The sequence below is a fragment of the Chryseobacterium culicis genome (assembly GCF_002979755.1).
Classification (GTDB): domain Bacteria; phylum Bacteroidota; class Bacteroidia; order Flavobacteriales; family Weeksellaceae; genus Chryseobacterium; species Chryseobacterium culicis_A.
The window spans coordinates 2107386-2133487 of the sequence record NZ_PCPP01000001.1 but is presented as its reverse complement, the minus strand read 5'-3'; the positions used below and the strand labels follow the sequence as shown (position 1 = coordinate 2133487).

At 37.6% G+C, this 26102-nt stretch carries 18 protein-coding genes; 5 read left to right on the top strand and 13 right to left on the bottom strand.

Translation table 11 applies throughout. The features are described from left to right. Positions 1-29: 29 nt before the first annotated feature. From CQ022_RS09640 to CQ022_RS09625, 4 genes are all read right to left on the bottom strand, one after another. On the bottom strand, positions 30-1889 hold the full coding sequence (locus CQ022_RS09640) for a CocE/NonD family hydrolase (protein WP_105681196.1): 1860 nt from the start codon (positions 1887-1889) through the stop codon (positions 30-32). Between the two features lie 147 nt (positions 1890-2036). Continuing rightward, positions 2037-4790: a TonB-dependent receptor gene (locus CQ022_RS09635; protein WP_105681195.1), complete on the bottom strand. Its 2754-nt coding sequence runs from the start codon at positions 4788-4790 to the stop codon at positions 2037-2039. A 94-nt stretch (positions 4791-4884) separates the two neighbouring features. Continuing rightward, positions 4885-5304: an SH3 domain-containing protein gene (locus CQ022_RS09630; protein ID WP_105681194.1), complete on the bottom strand. Its 420-nt coding sequence runs from the start codon at positions 5302-5304 to the stop codon at positions 4885-4887. Between the two features lie 6 nt (positions 5305-5310). Continuing rightward, positions 5311-5802, bottom strand: coding sequence for a BON domain-containing protein (locus CQ022_RS09625; protein WP_105681193.1), 492 nt, complete (start codon positions 5800-5802; stop codon positions 5311-5313). Between the two features lie 220 nt (positions 5803-6022). On the opposite strand from CQ022_RS09625, the gene CQ022_RS09620 reads away from it, so the two are divergent. Beyond that, complete coding sequence (locus CQ022_RS09620; RefSeq protein ID WP_105681192.1) at positions 6023-7273, top strand: dicarboxylate/amino acid:cation symporter; 1251 nt, start codon at positions 6023-6025, stop codon at positions 7271-7273. A 6-nt stretch (positions 7274-7279) separates the two neighbouring features. Further along, a complete protein-coding gene (locus CQ022_RS09615) occupies positions 7280-8002 on the top strand; it encodes a phytanoyl-CoA dioxygenase family protein (protein WP_105681191.1) in 723 nt (240 codons plus the stop codon). Positions 8003-8200: 198 nt separating this feature from the next. On the opposite strand, the gene CQ022_RS09610 is transcribed toward CQ022_RS09615, so the two are convergent. Beyond that, positions 8201-11002 carry a GH92 family glycosyl hydrolase gene (locus CQ022_RS09610; protein ID WP_105681190.1) on the bottom strand — a complete coding sequence of 934 codons (2802 nt, stop codon included), beginning with the start codon at positions 11000-11002 and terminating at the stop codon, positions 8201-8203. Between the two features lie 93 nt (positions 11003-11095). Between CQ022_RS09610 and CQ022_RS09605 the strand changes: the two genes are divergently transcribed. Then, positions 11096-13438: a TonB dependent receptor gene (locus CQ022_RS09605; protein WP_105681189.1), complete on the top strand. Its 2343-nt coding sequence runs from the start codon at positions 11096-11098 to the stop codon at positions 13436-13438. Positions 13439-13577: 139 nt separating this feature from the next. Here the strand turns inward: CQ022_RS09605 and CQ022_RS09600 are convergent, their stop codons facing one another. Then, entirely contained in the window at positions 13578-14033 is a 456-nt protein-coding gene (locus CQ022_RS09600; protein WP_105681188.1) for a hypothetical protein, read from the bottom strand. 151 nt (positions 14034-14184) lie between these two features. Between CQ022_RS09600 and CQ022_RS09595 the strand changes: the two genes are divergently transcribed. Both CQ022_RS09595 and CQ022_RS09590 read left to right on the top strand, forming a co-directional pair. Then, a complete protein-coding gene (locus CQ022_RS09595; RefSeq protein ID WP_105681187.1) occupies positions 14185-15291 on the top strand; it encodes an Mrp/NBP35 family ATP-binding protein in 1107 nt (368 codons plus the stop codon). Between the two features lie 46 nt (positions 15292-15337). Next, the gene (locus CQ022_RS09590; protein ID WP_002977212.1) at positions 15338-15586 is read left to right on the top strand and encodes a NifU family protein; all 249 of its coding nucleotides are present in this window, start codon (positions 15338-15340) and stop codon (positions 15584-15586) included. Between the two features lie 141 nt (positions 15587-15727). Here CQ022_RS09590 and CQ022_RS09585 read toward each other — a convergent pair whose 3' ends face one another. From CQ022_RS09585 to CQ022_RS09555, 7 genes are all read right to left on the bottom strand, one after another. Further along, positions 15728-16159 (bottom strand): hypothetical protein, encoded by a 432-nt coding sequence (locus CQ022_RS09585; RefSeq protein WP_105681186.1) that lies wholly within the window; start codon positions 16157-16159, stop codon positions 15728-15730. 8 nt (positions 16160-16167) lie between these two features. Beyond that, the gene (locus CQ022_RS09580; RefSeq protein ID WP_105681185.1) at positions 16168-17250 is read right to left on the bottom strand and encodes an efflux RND transporter periplasmic adaptor subunit; all 1083 of its coding nucleotides are present in this window, start codon (positions 17248-17250) and stop codon (positions 16168-16170) included. Positions 17251-17262: 12 nt separating this feature from the next. Then, entirely contained in the window at positions 17263-20415 is a 3153-nt protein-coding gene (locus CQ022_RS09575) for an efflux RND transporter permease subunit (protein WP_105681184.1), read from the bottom strand. 2 nt (positions 20416-20417) lie between these two features. Then, positions 20418-21815 (bottom strand): TolC family protein, encoded by a 1398-nt coding sequence (locus tag CQ022_RS09570; protein ID WP_105681183.1) that lies wholly within the window; start codon positions 21813-21815, stop codon positions 20418-20420. 70 nt (positions 21816-21885) lie between these two features. Beyond that, a complete protein-coding gene (locus CQ022_RS09565; RefSeq protein WP_105720521.1) occupies positions 21886-22293 on the bottom strand; it encodes an HYC_CC_PP family protein in 408 nt (135 codons plus the stop codon). 136 nt (positions 22294-22429) lie between these two features. After that, a complete protein-coding gene (locus CQ022_RS09560) occupies positions 22430-22822 on the bottom strand; it encodes a DUF3060 domain-containing protein (protein WP_105681181.1) in 393 nt (130 codons plus the stop codon). A 198-nt stretch (positions 22823-23020) separates the two neighbouring features. After that, complete coding sequence (locus CQ022_RS09555; RefSeq protein WP_105681180.1) at positions 23021-26056, bottom strand: choice-of-anchor I family protein; 3036 nt, start codon at positions 26054-26056, stop codon at positions 23021-23023. Positions 26057-26102: the final 46 nt, after the last annotated feature.

The following is a 26102-nucleotide window of genomic DNA, read 5'->3' as shown; positions in this document are numbered from 1 at the left end:
AAGCTGTTCGTCTGAACAGCTTTTTCAATTTATTTTAAAACTTCAGCTTCAATGGAGCTGTCGTCATATACTTTAATAAATGCTTTTGTATAATCTTCTTTGTTGGCAAAATTTGGATTATCCATAAATTTCTGCGGATTGATAGCGAAAAGCGGGAACCATGTACTGCTGATCTGAATCTGGATTTTATGTCCTTTTTTGAAAGTATGAACCACATCCTGAAGCCTGAAATTAACAGCTGTTTTCTGATTAGGAACCAAAGCTTCTCCTTTTTCTTTTGTATTTCTGAATCTTGCAGGCATAATCTCACTTCTTACCATCTGGTGATAGTTCCCATAGATAACACCTTCTTTCTTCTCTGCAGGTTTGAAATCTTCAGGATAAACGTCAATCAGTTTCACTGCAAAATCTGCATCTGTGGACGTAGAAGCAATATTCAGTTTAGCCATGATCTCTCCGGCAAATGTAATGTCGTCAGTAAGAACATCTGTTGTGAATGTTAATACATCAGGTCTTCCTACTGCAAATCTCTGATCTTCCGACATATAATTTTTAGGAGTGAAGCCGTTGAAATCTTTTAAATGATCTGAGCTTAAAACAGGATTGTTTGGATCACTGTAATATTCAGAATATCCTTGCCCTGAAGTTTTTTTCAAGGTTTTATCTGCCAGATAGAAATTTACTTTCTGTGCATTTTTAGGGGGATAAGAAGCAAATTCTTTCCATTCTTTAGCACCGGTGTCATACATGAGTGCTTCAGGAAGTCCCGCATCTTCTTTGGTGTTGCCCTTCAGATAGTGGTTGAAGAATTTTGTTTCAATATTTTTCTGGTAATAAGTAGCAATGCTGTCACCAAAATACGTTTCACTGTGGAAATGTTTTCCCTGTTCCTGAGACCATCCGCCATGTGAGAAAGGTCCCATTACAATTGTATTTTTGGCTTTAGGACTTGTTTTTTCAATCGTCTTATAAATATTCAGAGGGCCGGAAAGATCTTCTGCATCAAACCATCCGCCAACGGTCATTACAGCATGGTTGATATTCTTCAGGTGAGGAAGGAGACCTCTTTTCTGCCAGAATTCATCGTAGTTGGGATGGTTCATAATTTCTGTCATGAAGAAATTATTCTTGTAGTATTTTTCATAAGCATCTTTCAGCGTGCCCATATCTCTGTAGAATTTCAAACCATCTTCAGAAGTCTGCTTGATGAAAGAATCCATATACCATGCCTGTTTTTCCGGCTGTGTTTTCTGAACACCAAAAACTGGGAATGTTCTGAAATACCCCAGCATAAATCTTCCGTTGTGAAGAAAATCATCATTCCAGAAATCTGAAATAGGTGCCTGTGGTGAAGAAGCTACCAAAGCAGGGTGTTGTGATAAGGTTCCTACAGCAGTATAGAATCCAGGATATGATGTTCCAAACTGGCCTACTTTACCATTGTTATCTTTAACATTTTTCAAAAGCCATTCGATGGTATCATACGTATCTGTACTTTCGTCAACATCTTTTTTGGTTTTACGCTCTACCTGTGGAGTCATATTGGTAAAAGTACCTTCACTCATATATCTTCCGCGTACATCCTGATACACGAAAATATATTTGTCTTTCATAAGGTAAGTGTTGGGACCCACCTTTGTTTTATATTCACTCTCTCCGTATGGGGCGATGCTGTAGCAGGTTCTCTGCATCAGAAACGGATATTTATTTTTGTTTGTTATATCTTTCGGGATATACACTGCTGTAAAAAGTTTCACACCGTCACGCATTGGAATATAAAATTCTTTCTTGGTGAAATTGTCTTTAACGAAAGTATCTTTCTGTTCCGCTTTCTGAGCTTTTCCAAGAATGAAAAAAAGAATACATAATACTGAAATATGGATTTTCATAAAAAAAATTTGCTGCTAATTTAAAAATAAAAACACGGTTATGGTATTTTCTCTAGCGAATCTTCTTTTAAAATGTAGGACAATCCATAAAAATAGCCGGAGAGATCCGGCCATTATCGAAAATATATATAAAAGTATGGTGTTGCTTTATTGCATTTTCTTACCTGCAAACTTATTCAGTTTCATGCTGATGGAAAACATGATGTATCTTTTCAGAATGAGGTCTTCACGGTCTTCAAAGTAAGAGTCTGTGATTGTTCTTCTCACACTTTGATTCTGATTTAAAACATCATAGATCTTCACTTTCGCTGTAAACTGCTTCTTATAGAATGAATATCCAAGGCTGGTATTCCAGAAATAGAAATCTTTTTTAAAGCCCGGAGCAATATTGGAATTGGTATTGTATTCAAAATCATTTCCAAATACAAATCTGCCCTTAAGCATATAATTGGTCAGTTCCAGTTTTAATGACTGATTGGCTGTATTTACTGTATTAATATCATAATTGGTATAATTTGAGAAGCTGTATCCAAGTCGGTAAGAAGGTTTGATAGTCATTTTATCTTTGATTTCATAGGTAAGATTAAGACCTGGGTTTAGATTATAAGAATTGCTGGTGAAAGATTGTCCATCAATAAAACCGTTATTGTACGCATAATTCATGGTAAATCTTGGATTGATAATAAGTTTATTATTCTTCCATTTCAATACTTTACTGAAACCTCCGCCGGCATTGATGCTTTTATTTCCGCTTACGTTGTCATAAGTGACCACCTGTTTTCCTGCATTATCATACGTGGAAAAATTGATGATATCATTATTTCTGTACGTAAAACCAATATTGAAATAGTAGCTGAACTCTTTCACTTTATTATAATTATTGAAATACAAATAAAGATTGTTGGTCCAGGTATTTTTTAAGTTAGGGTTTCCCTGGTAAGTAATCAAGGGGTTTGATTCATCTTTATACGGAGTCAGTTGTTCTGCGGTGGGGATGGTGAAGTTGGAATAGTTGTAAATGTTCAAGGTTTTCCCTTCACTCAACTGATAGTAAAGATTGACATTATATCCAGGTAAAACAAAATTTTTCTGCAGATCATATTGTTGCCCATTATAGATGGAGTTTACTTTCATGTCCGAAATGTCAAGGTTCATGGAAGCCCAGAAATTCAGTTTCTTTTTACTCAGCTGGTAAGTGAATTCAGGAGAGATCTGATTGATTCTCTGTTTCATATTGTTGGATAAAAGCTGATTGAATTTAGTATAATCTCCTGTAGTATTATCAAAATCGTTTACATTTCTCAAATCTCTGACAGATCTGTTTTCATATTTTACTTCAAAACTTACCCTTGCTGAATCAGAAATGGGTTCTGTATATCCGGCGGTGAAATTAAAACTGCTGTTCTGATTTTTGTTGTTAGCCAACTGATCCCTGTTGTCTACTGTTGTTCCATTGGGTTGGTAGAAGGTATTCTGAGACTGGTTCAGGTTATCTCTTTTAGATTCGGAGATGGAACTGTTTATATTGGCAGAAATCACACGTCCTTTTTTCTTGAACTTTCTGGAAAAATAAAGGTAAGGGTTAAATGAATTGTTTTCTGAATTATTGTTTGAATAAGCATTACTTTCATTCAGAAGGCTGCCGTTATTTAAAGTAGATGACCGTGAGTTATTAAAACTAAAGCTGCTGTTCTTGGAAAATCTCGGAGAAAGATAGATACTTGTCAGAGAATCCAGTGTAATTTTGGCTGAGGTATCAAAATTATATTGTTTGGATTCATTTTCTCCATTACTTTCAGAATTGGTCTGAAGAGTATAAGTGGGCAGAAGAGTAGATCTTGAAACTTTGGATTTTGTTTCCGTATTGGAATCGGTGTGCATCAGACTGAAAGAATCCAGATCAGCATCTTTTCCCAGCTTATCACTGTAATTTAAACCTATGGTGGTAGACCTTTGAATTCCTTTTGCACCGCCTCCCTGATTATTTCCTGATGAAGAAACAGATCCTCCTCCCGTCCAGGAATTCCGCCCGTCACCCATACTGTCAAAGACATCATCTTTGGAAAATCCCTGTGAATTGATATTATTAGAAGAGCCAAGAATACTCACTTTCATATCTCCTTTAAAATAACTGGCCAGTCCACTTGCTTCATACCGCTTGTCTGATCCATACCCAACGGTAAGTCTTGTCAGTAACCCTTTATTTTTCTTTTCGTCAATATTAAAGTTAATTGTGGTATTCTGTGATTTGGCTGTTTTTCCGCTAAGTTCTTCCTCTTTTGTTTTGGTGGTGGTAAACTGAATATTCTTAATGATATCTGCAGGTAAGTTCTGGAGGGCAATTTTACCATCTTTATCAAAGAAAGGTTTTCCATTAATCATGATCTGATCCACCTCTTTTCCATTGACTGTAATTTTTCCCTCATTGCTGACCTCCACACCGGGAATCTGTTTCAGAAGTTCTTCAATTTTACTGTCAGGGCGAACTTTAATCGCTGCTGCATTGAATTCAATGGTGTCTTTCTTAATTTTTACAGGAGATACTGTAATTTTCACCTCATCAATGGTAGTAATGATGTCCTGTTTTTCAAGCTGAATTTCTCTCAGAGATAATGACCGATCTATTTTTTCAAATTTTTTGGAGTAAGAAGATAATTTGTCGGCATCAATTTTAAGAATGGAAGGTTCTTTCATTTCATCAATTTTCAGAGAAAATTTCCCTTCTTTATTGGTTGCCGTATAATTGATGATAGATGAATCTTTTTCTTTCAAAAGATAAACGGTAGAGTTTTCTATCGGCTTCTTTTCAGAATCGAATATTTTTCCGTCAATGTGTAGTTTTTGACCGTGCAGAATAATGACTGTGAACATCAAAGTCAATAGCAACAGAGTTTTCTTCATTAGTTCTTTTCAGAGCCGTAAAAATATAAAAACATCCCAAAGTTGGGATGTCTCTATGCTTTTTTTATAAAAATTTATTACTTTTTAATAAAAATTATGCTCTTAAATATCTTGAATAAGCATATCCTTCCTGACCGTCAGCAGTTTTCACTTTCCACCAGTCATCAGAAGTCTGCTCAATAAGAGTTACAGAAGAACCTTTTGCAGCTTTACCTACTACGGCAGCTTCAGTAGAAGGCTCCTGTCTGATGTTAAGATTAGATTCTTCCGTTGCTACCGTTAAAGAAGCTCCTGAAGAAAGACCTGCAACCTGTACATCAATATTGATATCTGAAGCAGAATAAGTAGAATCAATAGCTCCCAGAGCATTCCATACAGCATCTTTAGCCGCAGTATTGGAAGCATTTCCGGAAACATAAAGAATTCCGTCCTGCTCCTGAACCTGAAGATTTGAGATCCCTGCAGACTGTGCCGCTGAAACTACGCTTGAATATTTATCTTGTAATTCGCTCATCTTAAATTATTTTACGATTAGGTTGTTGTTATACTTTCCGATTTTCAAAGCATCTACAGATTCTTTGATTTTTCTAGCCTGTAAGCCGGAAACATTTCCTGTAAGAGTAAGCTGTCCGTTTACAACTTCTACTTTTACAGAAGGGAAATCCTTCACCGCATCCTGAACTTTTTTCTGAACAGCAGGATCTACAGCAGATGCTGTTTCCACAGGTACTGCAGGGGTAGGAGCTGCTGCTATAGTAGACATATCCATTACATCTTTAACTCCGCCGATAGCTTTTAATTTTGCAATCATTGCGTCTTTAGACTGTTGATCTGCGAAAGTACCGCTTAAGTGAGCTACACCTTCTTTTACTTCAACAGAAGCATTGGGATTAGAAGTTACTATAGTTGTAGCCTGAGTCTGAAGGTCGGCATCAGAAACTTTCTTTTTACAAGAAATAGCACCGAAAGATACAGCTACAGCTAATGCAGCCATTGCAATAGTTTTTTTCATATTGTATATTTATTAATGTTGTTATACACTCAAATGTAATAATAAAATTTGTACCAAAAGAATAAAAATTCAATAAATGTTTCTTAATTTTTTTACAATATTTTCTAAATCAGGGATTTAATTTTCAGGGATTAAAAACTTAATCTAAAATTCATCCTGATAGAAGAAAATCTACTGTCAATTGAAAAACCATTATATTTGCGCAAATTGAACTATATATATGAAAGGACAGAATAAACTTTTTATAGCAATTATCATTGCACTTCTTCTGGGAGTAGGAATTGGAGGTATTGTACACGTAAGCTATCCGGATAGTGCAGAACCTTTTTCCAAGAATATAAAACTGTTGGGAACGGTTTTTATCAGATTGGTACAGATGATTATTGCTCCATTGGTTTTTACGACATTAGTAGTGGGAATTGCCAAAATGAGTGATATCAAAATGATTGGAAGAGTAGGAACAAAAGCAATGCTTTGGTTTATTTCCGCTTCTCTGATTTCCCTTTTCATTGGGTTGATCCTTGTTAACTGGCTTGAACCTGGGCATGTTACAAAATTGCCAATTCAGGATGTTGCTTCTGCTGATGAACTTCTTAAAAGCAGCAAAAGTTTTTCTATGGAAGACTTTGTAAAGCATATGATTCCTAAAAGTTTATTTGAAGCCTTTGCTACCAATGAAGTACTGCAGATCGTTGTATTTGCTGTGATGTTTGGCGTTGCCCTTGCTAATTTAGGAGAAGAATATGCTAAACCTGTAGTAAAGCTTTTTGATATCATTGCTCATGCTATTCTTAAAATGGTGGGATACATCATGTGGTTTGCTCCGCTTGGAGTACTGGGAGCTATTGCTGCGGTAGTGGCAACCAATGGTTTTGAAATCTTTAAAGTATATGCTATTTATTTAAGAGATTTCTTCTTTGCCATAGCCGTTCTTTGGCTGGTACTTTTGTTAGTGGGATATTTCATCTTAGGAAACCGTCTTTTTGATCTTTTAAGAAGAATTAAGGAGCCATTGCTGATTGCTTTCTCTACTACAAGTTCAGAAGCTGTATTCCCGAAATTGGTTGAAGAACTTGAAAAATTCGGGTGTAACAGCAGAGTAGTGTCTTTTATTTTACCATTAGGATATTCATTCAACCTGGATGGAAGTATGATGTATATGACATTTGCTTCAATCTTTATTGCACAGATCTACGGAATCGAAATGACTCTTGGACAGCAGATCACGATGCTTTTGGTATTAATGCTTACCTCAAAAGGAATCGCTGGGGTTCCGAGGGCATCTCTGGTAATTATTGTGGCAACATGTTCAATGTTCGGTATCCCGCCGGAAGGAATTGCTTTAATTCTACCAATTGACCATTTCTGTGATATGGGTAGAAGTATGACAAACGTATTAGGAAATACACTGGCAACTACAGCAGTTTCTAAATGGGAAGGGCAATTGACTGAGCCGTTAGACAAAATTTAAATATCAATGAGTTTAAATAACTTAGAAAATCATAAAAGCCATATTGAAGAATATGGCTTTGCTGTTATCAATAACGTGTTTTCACAGAAAGAGTTAGAGGATATCAATCTTGTTCTGAGAAATATAGACACTTCCAAAGAAAATTTCAGAAAGTCTGAAGACCTCTTTGCCATAAGACAGTTTTTAAAAGAAGTTCCGAAAATCAAAGACCTTGTTTTGAATGACAATATTCAGAAAGTGGTGAGGAAGATCTTCGGAGAAAAATATTTTGTGGTAAAAAGTATTTATTTTGATAAACCTGAAACCTCCAACTGGTATGTAGCCTATCATCAGGATCTGACTATTTCTGTAGATAAAAAACTAGAGCTAGCTAACTTCGGTCCATGGACAACCAAACAAAATCAGTTTGCGGTACAGCCTCCACTGGCTGTCTTGGAAAATATTTATACCATCAGAATCCATCTGGATGATACCGATGAAAATAACGGAGCGCTGAAAGTAGTTCCAAAATCTCATGCAAAAGGTATTTACAGACCGGAAACCATCGACTGGACCATTGAAACAGAAGAAATCTGTAACGTTGAAAAAGGAGGAATTATGATCATGAAACCTTTAACGCTTCATGGTTCCAACCGAACAACCAACGGAAAGAAAAGGAGAGTGATTCACATTGAATTTTCTGATATGGAACTTCCGGAAGTCCTGCAATGGTCGGAAAGAATGAATTGATAAAAACTGCCCTTCGAATATTTTCGAAGGGCGGTTTTTATTGCTGGAAGCTGGATGTTGGAAGAAGGAAGTTTCTGAAAGTCTAGATATTAACACGCGTCTATTTTATTAAATTTTTGAGAATTAAATTCTCTAAAAAATAGAGTGCAAGAAGTAATTCGTCAAATAGAAACTTCCATCTTCACTCTTCCATCTTCCTTACTTTATACCAATCTCATCAATGAAAATATAAGCATCACCTCCAGCGCCCTGATGCCATTCCGGAAGTTTTCCGAAATAGTAAGCTTTTACTTTGAGGTATCGGGCTTCAGTAGGAAGAATGCTGACAGAAAAGTCTTTGACCTGTACCTTTTCATCTTTAGGATCAATATCATTTTCTACGGTTTGAAGAAGGATAAAATCTTTTCCGTTCATAGAGGCGTAGTATTCCACTTTTTTAGGCATCAGAATCCAGGCTCTGCTGTCCTGAAGGTAGGTGGAAGATAATGATTTAATGTGCTGAGGGGATTTGAAATCAATAACTGCTTCAAAATTCTGCCCCTGATATCCATGCCATTCTCCTTTTCTCCAGTTGACATCCCCTCTGATTCCATCAATAAGAGCCAGGTTTCCGGTGGCGCTATATTGCGGAGTAACTTTTGAAAGAATATTAATATCCCAATAATTAGGTCTTCTGTTGAAGCTGGCTGTAGTAACAGAACTTTTTTCACCGTTTCTTTCAGCATAAGCCATTACCTGAGTGGTTTTGGTGATGGAGAATGGACCTTTGTAAGTACTGAAAGTCTTTCTTTTATTGCTGTCACTTTCATCCATCGTCATATAATATACCTTGTCACTCGGGTTCAGTGGAGTGATTTCCACCTTGGTAGAGAAATCAAAGATTCTGTCGGCAGCAATTACCGGAGAGGCTGTTTGTTCAGTATATTTAAAATCTTTAGTCGGTTTTACATTTTCAAACCCTAATTTTTTAAGTTCAGCTCTGCCTGTATTTTTAGTAGTGGTTCTTGTGGTTCCGTCTTCAAGATGAATTTTAATTTCATCAAAATAAGGAGTGGTAGTTTCCCATTCCGGTAATCCTGGAGTTACAGAATAAATTCCCATAGAACTTAAAATATACCAGGCACTCATCTGGCCGCAGTCTTCATTTCCAATCAATCCGTCAGGTGTATTTTTATAAAAATGATCAAGGATATATTTTATTTTAGCATCTGTTTTTTCAGGTTTGTCTACGAAATTATACAGGTAAGCAATATGATGGCTCGGTTCATTTCCCTGAGCATACTGTCCCATTAATCCTGTAATGTCTACCTGTTCTCTACCTGTTGTTTTATCAGGAGCGGTAAAGATGGCATCAATGAACTGTTCGAATTTTTCTTTTCCGCCATGCGCGGCAATCAGTCCCGGAATATCCTGCTGTACGGAATAAGAATAATGCCACGAATTTCCTTCCGTATAATTATTGTTGACTTCTCTTGGATCAAAAGGCTCATACCAGTTTCCATTCTTTCTTGGCTGCATGAAACCTGTTTGAGGATTGTAAAGATTTTTCCAGTTTTGAGAACGTTTCATGAACTTCTGATACTCTTCTTTTTTGCCTAAAATCTTTGCCATTTGAGCAATACACCAGTCGTCATAGGCATATTCTACGGTTTTGGAAACACTTTCATGCTCATCGTCTATACTGATATAATTATTCTGCTTGTAAGCATTCAACCCGAAAATATCCTGCATGGCTGAACCTTTGGCAGCCCGAAAAGCTTTTTCATAATCAAAGCCCTGAATACCTTTAGCCATAGCATCTGCAATGACAGAAACAGAGTGATAGCCAATCATACATTCTGTTTCATTGGAAGCCAGTTCCCATACCGGAAGTTTTCCTCCCTGTTCGTATTGTTTGATGAAGGTATTGATAAAATCTGCAGTTCTTTTTCTGTCAATTAAAGTCATTAACGGATGAGCTCCTCTGAAGGTATCCCAAAGGGAGAATACGGTATAATAATCAAAACCACTGGTGTTATAAAGCTTATTGTCTCTGCCCCGGTATTTTCCGTCAACATCCATATTGATGTTGGGTTGTGTGAAAACATGATACAAAGCGGTATAAAAAACGGCTAATTTGTCTTTATCATCAGACTTTACTTCAATTTTTGAAAGTTCTTTGTTCCAATCGGTTTCTGCCTGTTTTTTTACGAGTTCAAAATCCTTCGGTTGTCCTTCTGCCAACATGTTTTTTCCTGCACCTTCATAGCCTGTGGGAGAAAGGGACACTTTTACATTAATCTTTTCTCCTTTTTTAACACTGATTGAAAATGCCAGCGCAAGTTTTGTTCCGGTAAAAAGATTGTTTTCCTGTTTTCCGTTGGCCTCTTTTTTTGAAATTTTCATGGGTTTTGAAAACTCAATTCTGGCGTAGATGTATTGGTTGATTGCCCATGCTTCACTTCTTCTGAATACTTCAATGGTTTTGTCATCAATGATTTTTACTTCGCCTTCCAGAAGTTTGTCTCTATGGTTGAGGTCTAAAATAATATTCGCATTCCCTGCATTGTTGAAAGTATATTCATGGTAGCCCACTCTTTTGGTAGTGGTAAGACGAACATCAATATTGTTTTTGTCTAATTTGACAGCATAGAATCCTGCTGTTGCCTTTTCATTTTTATGAGAAAATTTTGAAGAATAATCTTTACTGTTCAGACTTGGATTTCCCATGGTGGGCATGAGCATAATATCTCCATAATCCGAAACTCCGGTGCCGTTCAGGTGGGTATGAGAAAAACCATAGATCACGGAATCCGAATAATGATATCCGCTGCATCCGTCCCAGCTTCCGTCAATTCTTGTATCCGGAGAAAGCTGTACCATCCCAAAAGGAACAATGGCCCCCGGAAAAGTGTGGCCATGGCCTCCGGTTCCTATAAATGGATTGACATATTGTGAATAATTCTGTGCCGAAATGACCTGAGTAATACATATGGAAAATGCAATAAGCCCTTTTTTCATGTTCTGATTTTATGAAGCGAAGATATTGAAAAACAGTAAAAGTGATGTAATAAAAGACAATTACGGTTTGTCTTATTAAAAACGATATAATTCATGAAGAAGACATTATTTGCTGTGATCATGCTGTCGCCCGTAGCTGTATTCGCCCAAAGTATAGCAGGGAAGATTACCCAAACCGGAAATGGTGTTCCTTACGTAGAAGTTATTGCAATAAGGGATCAGAAGAAGCAGACTGCTATTTCAGACGAAAAAGGAAATTACTCACTGAAGCTTTCAGAAAACGGGAACTATAATATTAAACTTATCCAGGATGGTATAGAAATATCCAATAAAGATATTGTTATAAACGGAGCTGTGAAACAGGATTTTTTTGTTGAAATAAGAAAAGAAAAACAAATAGAAGACGTTACGCTTACTGCCAGAAAAAAACTGATTGAGAGAAAAGCAGACAGACTTGTTTTTAATGTTTCCAATTCTGTTGCTTCACAAGGAATGGACGGAGCTGATGCTCTGGCGACAACTCCTCTGGTAAAAGTAGATGATAACTCAGGAGTTTCCATTGTTGGGAAGAGTAAAGTAGCAGTAATGATTAACGACAGAATTCTGAATTTGTCAGATGCTGAACTGGTTGTTTATCTGAAAAGTCTCAGATCTGAAAATATTGAAAAAATTGAAGTCATTACAGCTCCTCCAGCCAAATATGAGGCACAGGGAAACAGTGGGTTAATCAATATTGTTTTAAAGAAAAACCAGAATCTCGGGTGGAGTGGAAGTTTAACTTCCAGCCTTCAGCAACAGACCTATACCGGAAATTCAAACAGCATAACGGTAAATTATCAGAATGAAAAACTACGTACTTCAATAAAACTAAGACAAAATAAAAATGAAAAACATTCCTATGAAAATTATTGGATAGAAGGAGCAGACGGTCTTAAAAGCAATGACAACAGAAGAGATTTCGGAGATGGGCTTGGTGCAAACGTAAGTCTTGATTATCAGTTGGGAGGAAAATCGAATGTCGGATTTATTTATGATTTCGGATTCGGGCATTCCAATATGGATATCAGGAATACTTCAAACTATTTCCAGAATGGTAATTATACAAATACACTCCTTACCGATGCAGAGCACAGAGCCACAGGAAGACAACATACCGCCAGCGCTTATTATGACCTGAAATTCGGGAAGCAGGATCATAAATTGAGTATCACAGGAAATTATTTTTCCAATACGCCGGAAACAACTATTGATTTTACCACTACAGAGAGTTCGGGTGATGAATTTGTGGTAAAATCACCTTCTATGGTGGATTATAAAATTTATTCCGGACAGGCGGATCTTATATTACCTTATCAGTTTGCAAAGACAGAAGCTGGGGTGAAATTCACCAATTTTGATAATAATTCCAGTATATTTTATCAGAACTTGACGAATGGGCAATATATCACAGATCCATTGAAAAGCAATGATTTTGAGTATAATGAGAAAAATTATGCCGCTTATATCAGTTTTGAAAAAGCATTCAATGAAAAATGGTCTGCAAAAGCAGGTTTACGTTACGAATATTCTGTGGTCAACGGAAACTCTTTAACTTCCGGACAGCAGACTGAGAATTCTTACGGAAAATTTTTTCCAACGGCTTATATCAGTTATAAAAGCAATGAAAATCATACCTTCAACCTGAGTTATTCCAAAAGAATCGAAAGACCCGGATTCCGTGCGATCAATCCATACCGATGGTATATCAACATCAACTCTTATTTTACCGGAAATCCTTTTCTGAAGCCTTCTTTCAACCATAATTTTGAATTCTCTTATGTGTATAAAGGAAAATTATCTGCTTCAACGTACTTTCAGAGAACATTAGACGGTTTTGGACAGATTGTGAATCTTGATGGAGAAAACAGGATCAGTACTTTTGCCAATTTTTATACTCAAAATAGTATAGGAGTTACCCTGAACTATTCTGACACATTTTTCAAGAAATGGGAAGCCAATTATTCTGCAGATCTTTCTTATATGAAGACACAGGTTTTTGCTACAGATGCTGCTTCCAGAAAGGGTCTGGGCTATGATTTCAATCTTCAGAACAATCTGTCACTCAATAAAAATAAAACCATTCAGTTTATTCTTAATTACTGGTTTCGTCTCCCTTCCAATTTTGGAATGGTACATTGGGAGTATCTGGGGAACTTGACTGCCGGAATGAAGATGAATTTCATGGAGAAAAATTTACAGATTAATGTGTTGGTTTCTGATATTTTTAAAGAGTCAAAAAGCTTAGGACAGATTTATTATACTACAGGAACTCATTCTTTCAATAATTATTACGATGCCCGAAGACTTACTGTATCTGCAACTTATACTTTTGGAAATAAAAAAGTAAAAGGAACTGACCGTAATGTGAAATTTGATGAAAAAAACAGAGCTAACTAATACTCTGGATTTAAATTATTTTTTGATACATGTCATTCTGAATGAAACGAAGTGGAATGAAGAATCTCTTCTTTTTCTGAGATTTTTCATTCGTCAGAAATCGAAAATTCGACATAGTCAATGACAAGACAGAAAATTTCTACACTTCTCCTTCAAAGAAGTCATTCAGATATTCTTCTGTGTTTATTTCTTCCCTTTCCGAACCCAGATATTTTTTCCAGGACTGAGATTCATGATAGACAATGCCCATTTCCCAAACACAATAAGTAGGGAGGTGGGTTTTGTTCCTGTCCCATATTTCAAATTTTCCGGAACCGTCATAGTATACACTTTCCCATAATTCATTTTCACTTCGCCACGTACACACTAACAGAAGATATTGATTTCCGCAGCGGTGCATGATAACGAATCCCAGATCATGAATATTTTTAAAGTTTTCTTCAGCATTTTCAATACACTTCCGGGCATGCTCAATGTCCTGTGAAGAAACTTCTGTGGGATCATTTGCCAGATTATACCATTTGAATTTTGTTTTTCCGACAGTGAAAATTCCTTTTGGCTGTGCATATTTAGAAGGATAAGAAGTTGTTTTCATATCAATTGTTTTCTGGGCTTCGGTGTATTGTCAGGATAAAAAAACAGAAATAAGAAATTTTTAACGATCTGATTTATCACCTGATATTATAGATTTTATTGATTCTAAATTACCGAAAAAATCCGTAAATTTGTAAACAATTTATATTTATATGTTGACGAAAGAAAAGGTTCAGGATTTCCTTAAAGAAATAGAAGTAGACGATTTGGTGAATAATCTTCAGATTATGGGTAACGATGTTTATATTGACATGACCGCTCATTCGCCTGCAATGCACGAAAAGAAAAAACTGGAGGCAGCAATGAAACAGGCTTTTGCCAGTGAGTTTGGAGAAGAGGTTCATTTAAAACTTAAAATCGTTTCTCCGGAGCCTAGTGAAATTCAGCAAAGTCAGATCAAAGGAAAACAAATTCCTGGAATTCAAAATATTATCGCTATTGCTTCCGGTAAAGGAGGGGTAGGGAAATCTACAGTTTCTGCAAATATGGCAGTAACCCTAGCTAAAATGGGCTTTAAAGTAGGATTATTAGATGCTGATATCTATGGTCCTTCAGTTCCTACCATGTTTGATACAGAAGGTGAAAAACCTATTTCTGTAGAAGTAAATGGAAAGAGTATGATGAAACCTGTTGAGAATTATGGCGTGAAAATGCTTTCAATAGGATATTTCTCAGGAGCGAATCAGGCTGTAGTATGGAGAGGTCCTATGGCTTCAAAAGCTTTGAACCAGATGATCAGAGATGCGGCATGGGGAGAATTGGATTTCTTATTAATCGATCTTCCTCCGGGAACAGGTGATATTCACTTGTCAATTATTCAGGAAGTACCGGTAACTGGTGCGGTGATTGTAAGTACACCTCAGCATGTTGCATTGGCAGACGTAAGAAAAGGAATTGCTATGTTCCAGATGGAAAGCATCAATATTCCGGTTCTGGGATTGATCGAAAATATGGCATATTTTACACCGGAAGAACTTCCTGACAATAAATATTATATCTTTGGGAACCAGGGAGCACAATATTTAGCTGAAGATCTTGGAATTCCTGTATTGGGAGAGATTCCTTTGATCCAAAGCATCAGAGAAGCAGGAGATGTAGGGAGACCGGCAGCGCTTCAGGATGGATCTAAAATTGCAGATATCTATACAGAAACTGCCAGAAAAATGGTAGAAAGCTTGGTGGAAAGGAATAAAAATCTTCCTCCTACCGAAGCCGTGAAGATTTCAACAATGGCCGGATGTTCGCCAAAAGCAAAATAATAATAGCTTTCAATATACTTGAAAGAACCAAATTGAACTGAAAAATATGGAAACAAACATAACGCACGAAGATACCGTAACAAGAGTAATGGAAGCTCTGGAAAGCATCAGACCGTTTTTGAATAAAGACGGTGGTGATATTGAGCTTATTGATGTGAAAGATAATCAGGTGTTTGTGAAACTTTTAGGTAACTGTTCCGGGTGCTCATTGAATTTTTCAACCTTAAAGCTAGGTGTTGAAAATACAATTAAGCAACATGCTCCGGAAATCGAAAAGGTAATCAACGTAGAGTAAAATTATATCTGAGATATTTTTAAAAGACAGGTTTTTTAAAGCCTGTCTTTTTTTGTTGAAAGAAATGATAATAACAAACCCCCGCAGATTGTAAGCCTGCGAGGGTTCTGATTATTAAAAACAATAATCAGGAAAATATAACTATGAATGCTGTGCTAAAAATCTCTTATAGTTCTCTTCATTTTCAAAATAAGCTACTTCACCTTCGTCACTGATCATAACAATATAAGCACCTGCTTTGTCTATTGTTTTTCCACTGAATGGATCTATGGCTTCTCTGGCTGTTTTATCCTTGGGAATCCTTCCTACACACATTTCGCAGCAGCCGTAATACATTTTGCCGGCATGAGGAACCTCTATTTGTTTTTTACCCATGTAGGCATTATTAACCATGCATACCGTTTCATTGGGAACTCTGTCCCCTTTTGCAAACTTTCCGGAAGTTTCCGGCTTCATTTGTTGAGCCATTGTTGGCTGCTCCACATTAACTTTCTTAGATTTTTCCTGAGTGCATGCAGACAGCGCAACGGCACTGAAAATAATAATGAATACGTTTCTGATTACTATTGTCATTGTTGATATTATTTAATTAAACTTCCTTCTAAAATCTCTTCATTTCCCTTTTTAATAATAGCGTCACCTTCTGACAGCTCGCCGAAGACTTCAATAGTGTCATTCAGTATTCTTCCTTTTTTTACAGGGACAAATCTGGCTTTTCCATTTTCTTTTTTAATGATATAAATTCCCATATTGCTTTCCACTAAGGCAGATCGGGGAATAAAAAATGTAGCCTCATTATTCTGTAAAGGAATAGTGGATTCAGCAATCATGAAAGGTTTCAATTCTTTGGAATGATTGATAAAATCGGCTTCTATTTTTTCCGAACGCAGTTTTAAGTCTAAAGAACCTGATTTTCTGGATATCCTTGCTTTAAAACTCTTTTCAGGAAGAGCATTGACCCTGAATGAAACCGTATCTCCTACACTGAGGTAAGGAACATTGGCTTCAGGAACGGATAAACTGAGCCGAAGCTTTGAAGTATTCTGAACTACCAAAAGCGGAGCTCCACCCATAGGTCCTACATAAGCACCTAAATCTACATTTCTTTCCGTAATGACCCCGCTGAAAGGAGCACGGATAACCAGATAGCGGTTGATATCCTGCAATTCGTGGTAGGCCGACTTTGCAGCGTTGAGCTGTGCCTGATCAGACAGTTTTCTTGCGGTAATCTGATCAAGTGCGTCTTTTGCAATAGCTCCTCTCGTTTCGTTGGCTCTGTACATTCTTTCATAGCTAGATTTTGTTGAAGTGTATATGGCTTCCTGTGCCTGCCATTTTGCTTTTGCACTGGCAGCCTGCGATTGTATTTCCGGAGCTTCAAGAATCATCAAAACCTGTCCGGCACTTACGTAAGAACCAATATCAACATTGATTTTCTTAACATAGCTCTGCACCTTGGCAAATAATGCCGTCTCCTGATCCGGAACGAGTTCACCAGGAAGTTTCAGGTCAACTTTAGGGTTGCTTTTCTTAACAATTACAGTTTCCATACTGTTCATCATCATAGGTTTAGTTTCCGGTTTGGGAGTCTCTTTTTCCTGATTACAGGAAACCGGGATAACGAGAAAACTTAAGATTGCGGCTGTATATAAAATATTTTTCATTGAATGTAAAAATTATGAGTGGGTATTAGAATAGTGAATGCTTTCTTCATCTTCAGGATCTAATGAAGGAGAAATAATGCTTGCGTTGTTTTGAATCCATCCAAAAACGAGCGGAAGGATAACCAGAACAGAAAATGTAGAGAAAATAAGTCCTCCGATAACTGCCCGGCCGAGTGGAGATACCTGATCTCCGCCTTCGCCAAAACCGATAGCCATAGGAAGCATTCCGGCAGCCATGGCCAGCGTGGTCATAATAATAGGACGAATACGCAGTCTGGCAGCTTCAATACCTGCTTCGGAAGCATTACCCGTCGATTTTCTGATCATCTCTGCATTACTGATCAATAAAACAGCATTGGCAATAGACACTCCGACAGACATAATAAGTCCCATATACGATTGCAGGTTTAAGGTGGAGCCCGTAATTTTTAATAAAGCTAAAGATCCTACAATCACGAACGGAACGGTAGTAAGAATAACCAGAGACACTCTGAAAGACTGAAAAGTTGCAGCAAGCATCAGGAAAATAACTGCTGCAGCAATAAGCAATCCTGAAGAAAGACTGTTCATCGTTTCGTCCAATACCGGTGACATTCCTGAAAGTTCAATATTAACTCCTTTGGGAAGTTCTCCTAGTGATTCAATTGCTTTTTTCACATCTTTAGAAGCTTGCTCCAGATCAGTTTTGTGAATATTAGCAGTAATGGTAGTGTACCCCATCGTTCCCAGGTTATAGCTTTCGCCCAATTCTTTTGAAGGAGTAATTGTAGCTACATCTCCTAGAACAGGTCTGTCCGAATTTTTAGATAATGGAAGACTGGCAAGTTCCTCTTTGCTGTTCAGAATATTTTGAGGAGTCTGAACCTGTACATCATAGGCAATTCCCATCATTCCTCCTACCCAGAAATTTTTATTGGTATATCGGGTAGAAGCGGTGGCTGTTACCAATGATTTTGCAATATCCTGAGCATCCAGTCCCAGTTGGGCAGCCCGTGTTCTGTCTATATTGATCTGAAGGGCAGGATAGCTCATAGACTGAGGAATCTGCTGGTCACGCATATATTCAATTTCTTTCAGCTTGGTTAAAAGCTTTTCTGCATACATACGGTTCATTTTTTTCATCATACCCGAAACCCTAATTTCTATTGGGGTATTGGTGCCCTGACTCAAAATTTTCTCTGTCAGTTCAATAGGCTCAAAAGAGATCTGGAGATCCGGCATTTTCTCTTTATAATATTTGCGGAGCTCATCTTTAAGTTCATCAGAATTACCATCGAATTTTTTTAATGCAACCTGTATCAAAGCCTCATGTGGCCCTGCATTGTACAGATAGATAGGGCTCACAGCAAAGGTGGAAGGATGTTGTCCGATAAAGACTGAAGAAATAGCAATATTGTCTTTTCCTACCTTTCCTTTCAGGTGTTCCAGAAACTTTTTGACCTTTATTTCTGTAACTTCAATACGGGTTCCTTCCGCAGCTTTTATACGAACCTGAAACTGTCGTGAATTAACAGCAGGCAGTACATCTTTTCCTGTGATCTGATACAACCCTGTACCAAGACATAACACAGATGCCAGACTTAGGCTTACCATCATCTTCTTACGTTTCATCAGTGAAGATAAAAATACAGTGAAGCGGTCACGGAATTTGGTAAACCAGTTGGGTCTATGATTTTCACAGGTTTTAGGATCATGTTTCATCATCCAGTTGGCCATTACCGGAACAAAAGTCTGTGACAGCACAAAAGAAACAATCATAGAAAAACCGATTGCCATAGCCAGAGGCATAAACAATGATCCCGGAATCCCACTCATCATAAAGGCTGGCGCGAATACCGCCAGAATACAAAGCATAATTAATAATTTAGGAAAGGCAATCTCCTGGCAGGCATCCCATATGGCTTGTGCACGCGTTTTACCCATGGCAAAATGCTGATGGATATTTTCAATAGTCACCGTACTTTCATCTACCAGAATTCCAATTGCCAGTGCGAGTCCTGATAAAGACATGATATTAATGGATTGTCCGAATAATTTCAAGAATAATACCCCAGAAATAATAGAAATAGGAATGGTCATGATAACAATAAGAGCAGCTCTGCGGTCATTGAGGAACAACATCACCATAAGACCAGTAAGTAAAGCTCCAAGAACTCCTTCAACAGCCAGACTTTTTAAAGCATTTGAAATATAAACAGACTGGTCAAATTCATAGGAAATCTGGACATCATCCGGCATATTTCTTTGAATTTTAGGTAAGGATTTTTTTAGTTTATTGACTACTTCCAGGGTAGACGCGTTGCTGGCTTTAGCAATATTGATATAAACCGAACGCTTGCCGTCTATTAATGCATATCCGGTGGCAATATCTGCTCCGTCTTTTACCGTTGCTACATCCCGGATATATACATTGTCTGCCGTTCCTTTGAAAAGCGGAATATCTCCAAGCTCCTCCACCTTTTTTACCGTATTATTGGTAGGTGTGAGATAATTGGTTTCACCGATATACACATTTCCGGATGGAGAAGTAATATTATTACGGCTTATGGCTTCCACCACCTGTTCCGGAGACATATGATGAGCCCGGAGTTTTACAGGATCTACATTTATTTCTATGGTACGTGGGCTTCCTCCAAATGGTGGAGCAGTCGTCAAACCCGGAATAGCGATCAGAAAAGGACGTGCATTGAAATTAGCAATATCCTGAAGCTCATTATTGGTTTTTGTATTGCTCCGGAAAACCAATTGTCCTACAGGCTGTGAAGAAGAATCAAACCGGATAATAAACGGTGGCGGTGCTCCGGGAGGTAAAAATACCTGTGACCGGGTAGAAAGAGCATTAATCTGTGCAATAGCTTCCCCCATGTTGGTTCCTTCGTAGAAATTCACTTTCATCAGGGTAAGTCCCTGAGTGTTTTTAGATTCGATACTTTTGATTCCGTTGGTAAACAAAAGCATATTCACATACATTTTAGTAAAATATCCTTCCATCTGCTGTGGTGTATACCCATTGAAAGAATGGGCAACATAGACTACAGGAAGATTCATATCCGGAAGAATATCTACTTTAACATCTTTTGCTGCTTTGATTCCAAAAAACAGCAGACCCAATACCAATACCATTACAGATATCGGTCTGCGTAATGCAAACTTTATAAGATTCATGTTTAAATTTTTGGTGAGTGGGTAATTGCTTTTGTAATCAGCGAAATATCTCCATGGGAAGCAGCAATGAGTACAACGGCCTGCCAGGAATTATTTTGGGCAATCTCATAATTGATTTCAGCCCGATTCAGAAGATATAGAGCCTGCGTGAAGTCTACAATGGTTGTCAACCCATTTTCATACAATGCTTTCTGCTGATAAAAGGCTTCCGTTGCCGCTTCCATCTGAATTTTGGATTCTGCTACTTTTACCAACGCATTTTTATACTGCAGTTCAGAAAGACTTTGTTGATTATTAAGTTCCTGTTGCAGCTGCTGATAGTCAAAATCCAATGCTTTTGTCATCAGTTTCTGCTCATTCACTCGGGATTGGTTTCTGTAAAAATCCGTAAGATTCCAGCTGAGGTTAAAACCCACCACATAGTTCATTCTGTCTACTCCGATTCCTTTTAAATAAGATTGTGAAAAAGCAGAATTATCCTGAACATAATTCCATCCGAAACCGGAACCACGTCCCTGAAATACCCCAAAAAGAGAAAGAGAAGGAAGTCTGGTTGTCGTTAAATAAGCCTCCTGTTTTTTACTTTTATTAAGATGTCCGTTAATAAAAAGGATACTGGGATGAGTTTCAAGAGATGAGTTTTCCTGAACAAAGGAAGGAATACTTTTGCTGAAATAATGATCCAGTTGATATTCTGTAAAGTTCTCTACCAAGAGATCTGAGAGCTTTTTATTGTATTCCAGTACATGATCGTTGGCATTGATGATTGCAGTCTGTGCACTGGACATTTCTGCTTTTGCCAGGGAAGCATCTACTTCAGGAATGAGACCGCTTTCTGCTCTTGCTTTGGCAATGGTATAGATAACTTCGGAACGTTTGTGATTTTCATGCTGTACATTTTCAAGGCGCTGGCTTACCAAAAGATTGAAATAAACGGCAGCTGTTTTGATCTGATGCTGAAAAATCTCTTGATTCAGATCTGCTTTCTGAAGTTCTATGTCAGCTGTTTCTACATTTTCTTTGGATTTAAGTTTTCCGAAAGTATAGACATTCCAGTTGATGTTGGCCAGATATAAACTTCCGAATGCTGCATTCCAGTTTTGTTCTGCCAATGGCATAGAGGTAGAGGCTGCTCCAAGGCCACCCTGACTGTACATCGGACCATTTTGGGCGTTGATGGTTCCAAAGTTTTGCTGAGCCATAACCGTAACTTCCGGAAGATAATAGGTCTTTTGAAGTTTAAGCCTTTCCTGTGATGCCTGTATATTGATTTCCTTTTTTTTGATAGACTGGTAATTTTTTTCGGCCCTTAGTAATACTTCCTCTAAACCCGTAATTTGGGCAAAGGATAGGGCAGGGCAGCCCAGCCATAAGATGAGTGCTCTGAATGATAAATTCATAGGATATATTTAGAATTAAAAATTGAAAAATAATCGTCCCGATCGGGATCATCGTATGATTCAATCTATTCTAAATTCTATAAACGCAATGAAGGATGAAAAGGGAAGGATAATTGAGATGGTATTTTGAAGGATCAAAATAGAAGGTATGGTTTTCAGGATCAAGAGCTGATGCCTGCTCAAATACAGTTCCTAAGGTATAATACGGAATGGAAGCTGATAAAAACTTAACCGGAGAATTTTTGTAAGAATGCGGAAGATTGTCTTCCTTACAGATCTTTTTCACTTCCAGTTTACAGCATCCGCTATGATTTTTCTGTTTATTGGCCTTACATTTTGGACAATCCAGATCAGAAAGTTTTTTCAGTCCTACATGGATCTCACTAGAATTTCCCTTACATACATGCCTGCTGGTTGTAAACCCTGAGGAAACCACGATGTAGAGGAGGAGAAACAGTATGTGAAAGACTTTTTTCATTTCGCGGGATAAAATTAAAGTGAATATCAGCCGCAGTGTTATAGAATTATGGAGGAAGTTTATATTTTAAAGGAAAAGCGCTGTTGGAGCTTAATAAAAATGACCTAGATGCAATCTAAGTCATTTTTTTAATGTTTTATTGTTTTACCACTTTATTTCCCACTCCCGTAATGGAAACATCAGGTTTTCCGGATTTTGTTCCTGAAGTTCGGTAGTATACTGTGTTATCACCTCCTTCTATGGAAACTTTATCCACTTTATCAATATATACTTTGTTACCCGTTCCTGAAACTGCAATCTTTTTTGCACTTCCTTTGATCGTTACCATATTGTCACCACCTTCTACTTCAGCAACTCCTCCGTTGAGAGAATAATTGAGTTGGTGGCCTACACCTTCTACATGTACAATCTTATTATTGTCCGTTTTTTCTACACCTTTTGCAGATTCTGTTTTCCTGGATTGTGAAAAAGCTGTTCCTGTCCCGAGTAAAAGGATAGCCAGAATTCCTGCTCTTTTAATATTTTTCATTGTGATTGGGTTTTGATTGGAGTAAATATAGAAATAAAATGATTTTTTCAGCTATTTTAAAAGTTAAATCATCTTAAATATAAACCTTTTAAGACACTGTTTTTTCAATGATTTAAGAAATAGGGTTGATATCATTTTACCAACAACAAAAAAGCTCCGGAAAATCCGAAGCCTTTTCAATCAACTAAATATTATATTTTACTTTATAATAATTCTTTTTATCTGTCCTTCTGAGGTTTTTACAAGGTAAACTCCTGTAGAAAGATTGGACGTGCTTATTGTTAAAGCGTTTTTCTCTTTTCCGATTAATTTCCCGGACATATCATACAATTCGTAATCCTGCTTTCTGTTGAAATAAAGAGTATTTCCTTTATTTACTGGATTAGGAAATATGTTGAATGTTGCCTGTTCAGTTTTAATTTCACCAGTTCCAAGTGTTGCCGGTGTAGCGACTTCAAAAATGGAGAGCGTTCCGCTGATTTCATTGGCAACGATCACATAACCATTGGCTGCTGTATTTTGGGGAGCAATGTAGATGATTCCTTCAGGACCATTGTCACCTCCATATGCAGAAGTTGATCGCGAATGTTTATAATCTGTGAAGGTAGGATTATTAGGATCTGTAATATTGTAAACCATAACACCACCTGTTCTTTCTAATGTAATGAAAGCATAAGTCTGGCCGTTGATATTTCCTAATGCCACTCCTTCTGGTTCAGGACCCTTAGCACGGCTTCTGTTTTTAACAGCATTTGATTCATTATCCGCATTGAAAATCAATGGATGCTTCACGGAAATATATCTTTCAAACTGGTCACCGCTATCATAAACGATCTGCTTGGTATCTGCATTGAAAATGGAGAATGAACGAGCCCCTAAAGCTGCGATTTCTTCAAATTCTGTATCTCCGTCTGTATTTCCTGTAGCAGATGAAACCCTGAATCTTCCAAGATTATAAGAAGCCTTTAAAATATTTGAATGGGGAAAAAGTACAGGATCTAAAGTATAAGTATTAGCTCCCACAGTTGTTCTCTCACTATATCCGGAAAGGTCTTTTTCATCACCTTCATTGGCGGTTACAATATAATTCGTGCTACCTACCTTATAATTCTGTACTGCATCCGGAGTATAATAGGCTTTCACCGGCCAGTTGGCAATTAAAACCTCTCCATTATTGTCCGAAGCATCAAATCCGTTCCCCGGAATACTCATGTCTTTTTTGCCTAATCCCCAAATTCCTGTGATGGTTTTGGTTGCCAGGTTAATCTCTGCGATGGCATTATTTTCCTGAAGAGTTACCCATGCTTTCTGGCTGTCTGAACTGATAGTTACGTATTCTGGCTCAAGATCCTGAGAAAGCGTATTATTCGTTCTTACTTTTCTTAATCCGGTAGCCATTAAAGCTGCTGCCTGAGAATCAAAATTATTGAAATTGAGTGTTGTCACATTACTTTGGGTAAGATTTCCAATCCCTCCGGAAATATCAATGATGCTGATAGTTCCTTCAGGATCTACCGTATAAGCATCATTAGGTTCTCCTTCGTTGGCGGTTACTACTTTTGTTCCGTCAGGGGAGAAGGTGATCATATCCGGTAAAGCTCCTACAGTTACCTGTTTCAGGAAGTTTCCATTAATATCAAAGAATACTACAGAACCGTTTTGCTGAGGATCGGTATTCGGAGATGCGGCTGCGATGATTCCGTTTTTCACGGCGATACTTGTAATTCCACCGTAAGGAGCCATGTTGACTGTTTTTACGACTGATGGAGTTGCAGGAGTACTGAAATCAATAATATCAAAAACATCTGTAATCGAACTGATTGTGAACAAACGTTGTGTGGATGCATCATGAACTACAATTTCTGTAGAACTGCTATTATTTCCTGAAGGATCAAAACTTCCGAGATAATTCAATTGAATCTGATGAGAAGGAACCGGTGTCGGCTTATCATTATCTACAATATAAACAGTTGCCGAATTGTCTCCTGATATTGTTGCTCCCACAGGATTTTCAAGACTTACTACAAAATATTCAGCCTGCTGTTCTGCCACTGTGTCATCGATAATCGGAATATTCACGGTGTAGCTTGTTGTAGAAGGAGTAATAGAAATAGTCTGGTTGACTAGAGTAAAATCATTAGCATCAGCTGTACTGAATGGTGCAGGCTTAACAACAAGATTTACGGTAGAGGTTGAAGGATTCGTGATATTAATTTTTAACGCCAGATTTCCTGCATTTTCATTGACTTTAATGAAATTCTTTTCTAAGGAAATAATAGTTCCGGCAGTCGTAAAAGTACTGGATGTAACGGCAGTAACCCCATTATCACTGAAATCCTCTACCGTATTGGGCTTAAGGGCTACATAATACGTTTGTCCCGGAACTAAGCCGGAAGCCGGAATTACGGTGATGGTATTGTTACTGAAAGTGGTAGTAAAGGGAACTTGTGTACCTGAAGCATTTCCAAGACGGAAATCTATAAGGTTTTGTGCATTAGAATCGTTGATTGCTGAATTGTCTGTTAATCTTACATTCTCATTAAAAGAAAGAGTAGGATGTACGGTAATTGAAGCGTTATTGGTTGTATTAGCAGGAAGATAAGTGACCACTGGTGGAGTTGTGTCTGCACTTCCAACAGAGGTTGCATCTACTGTAAAATTATCAAAACGGTTGTTTCCTCCTGTTCCGCCTCCTGTTGCAGAGAATTCAACTTTTAATTTAAAATTAGGATTATTATTAGCTCCCTGAATAGTAGAAAAATCCAGTGTAGTCAATTGTGGATCTGCATCCTGAGGATTCACAGTCTGAAGCTGTACAAAGGCAGTTCCATCTGTGGAATAAGACCATGTCTGCGTTCCGGCTCCCTGTCCGGATCTTCTGGTCGTGAACTTAACAATGACATTCTTGTATCCTGTTGTAGGAAGATTAAATTGTAAAGCTCCTCCAATCGGATTATTGAATCTTAAATGAGTTCCGGATGCATCACCATTTCTGGCATTTAAATTTTGTAAATCAAAATTCTGTCCTGTACCACCGGCAAAATCAATTACACTTGTTCCTCCTGCTATCGCCGCAAGAGAGCCATTCACCATGGTTGACGATGGTGTAGTGACTGCAGCAGCAGAAGTGTTATTGTTGAAATTCCAGTAATGAATCAGTGTCTGTCCGAAAAGACCGCTCTGAAAAAAGAAGGCAGCTATCACAGACCCTTTTAATAGGTAGTTGTTGATCATTTTTACTTCAATTAGATATGCAAAAATGAACTTTCTGTTTCGCAAC

Bases quoted from the DNA above. Each gene is read 5' to 3' on its own strand.
- CQ022_RS09570 (WP_105681183.1), bottom strand. From the start codon at position 21,815: ATGAATTTATCATTCAGAGCACTCATCTTATGGCTGGGCTGCCCTGCC.
- CQ022_RS09590 (WP_002977212.1), top strand. From the start codon at position 15,338: ATGGAAACAAACATAACGCACGAAGATACCGTAACAAGAGTAATGGAA.
- CQ022_RS09575 (WP_105681184.1), bottom strand. From the start codon at position 20,415: ATGAATCTTATAAAGTTTGCATTACGCAGACCGATATCTGTAATGGTA.
- CQ022_RS09630 (WP_105681194.1), bottom strand. From the start codon at position 5,304: ATGAGCGAATTACAAGATAAATATTCAAGCGTAGTTTCAGCGGCACAG.
- CQ022_RS09625 (WP_105681193.1), bottom strand. From the start codon at position 5,802: ATGAAAAAAACTATTGCAATGGCTGCATTAGCTGTAGCTGTATCTTTC.
- CQ022_RS09605 (WP_105681189.1), top strand. From the start codon at position 11,096: ATGAAGAAGACATTATTTGCTGTGATCATGCTGTCGCCCGTAGCTGTA.
- CQ022_RS09580 (WP_105681185.1), bottom strand. From the start codon at position 17,250: ATGAAAAATATTTTATATACAGCCGCAATCTTAAGTTTTCTCGTTATC.
- CQ022_RS09615 (WP_105681191.1), top strand. From the start codon at position 7,280: ATGAGTTTAAATAACTTAGAAAATCATAAAAGCCATATTGAAGAATAT.
- CQ022_RS09555 (WP_105681180.1), bottom strand. From the start codon at position 26,056: ATGATCAACAACTACCTATTAAAAGGGTCTGTGATAGCTGCCTTCTTT.
- CQ022_RS09565 (WP_105720521.1), bottom strand. From the start codon at position 22,293: ATGAAAAAAGTCTTTCACATACTGTTTCTCCTCCTCTACATCGTGGTT.
- CQ022_RS09610 (WP_105681190.1), bottom strand. From the start codon at position 11,002: ATGAAAAAAGGGCTTATTGCATTTTCCATATGTATTACTCAGGTCATT.
- CQ022_RS09560 (WP_105681181.1), bottom strand. From the start codon at position 22,822: ATGAAAAATATTAAAAGAGCAGGAATTCTGGCTATCCTTTTACTCGGG.
- CQ022_RS09635 (WP_105681195.1), bottom strand. From the start codon at position 4,790: ATGAAGAAAACTCTGTTGCTATTGACTTTGATGTTCACAGTCATTATT.
- CQ022_RS09595 (WP_105681187.1), top strand. From the start codon at position 14,185: ATGTTGACGAAAGAAAAGGTTCAGGATTTCCTTAAAGAAATAGAAGTA.
- CQ022_RS09640 (WP_105681196.1), bottom strand. From the start codon at position 1,889: ATGAAAATCCATATTTCAGTATTATGTATTCTTTTTTTCATTCTTGGA.
- CQ022_RS09585 (WP_105681186.1), bottom strand. From the start codon at position 16,159: ATGACAATAGTAATCAGAAACGTATTCATTATTATTTTCAGTGCCGTT.
- CQ022_RS09600 (WP_105681188.1), bottom strand. From the start codon at position 14,033: ATGAAAACAACTTCTTATCCTTCTAAATATGCACAGCCAAAAGGAATT.
- CQ022_RS09620 (WP_105681192.1), top strand. From the start codon at position 6,023: ATGAAAGGACAGAATAAACTTTTTATAGCAATTATCATTGCACTTCTT.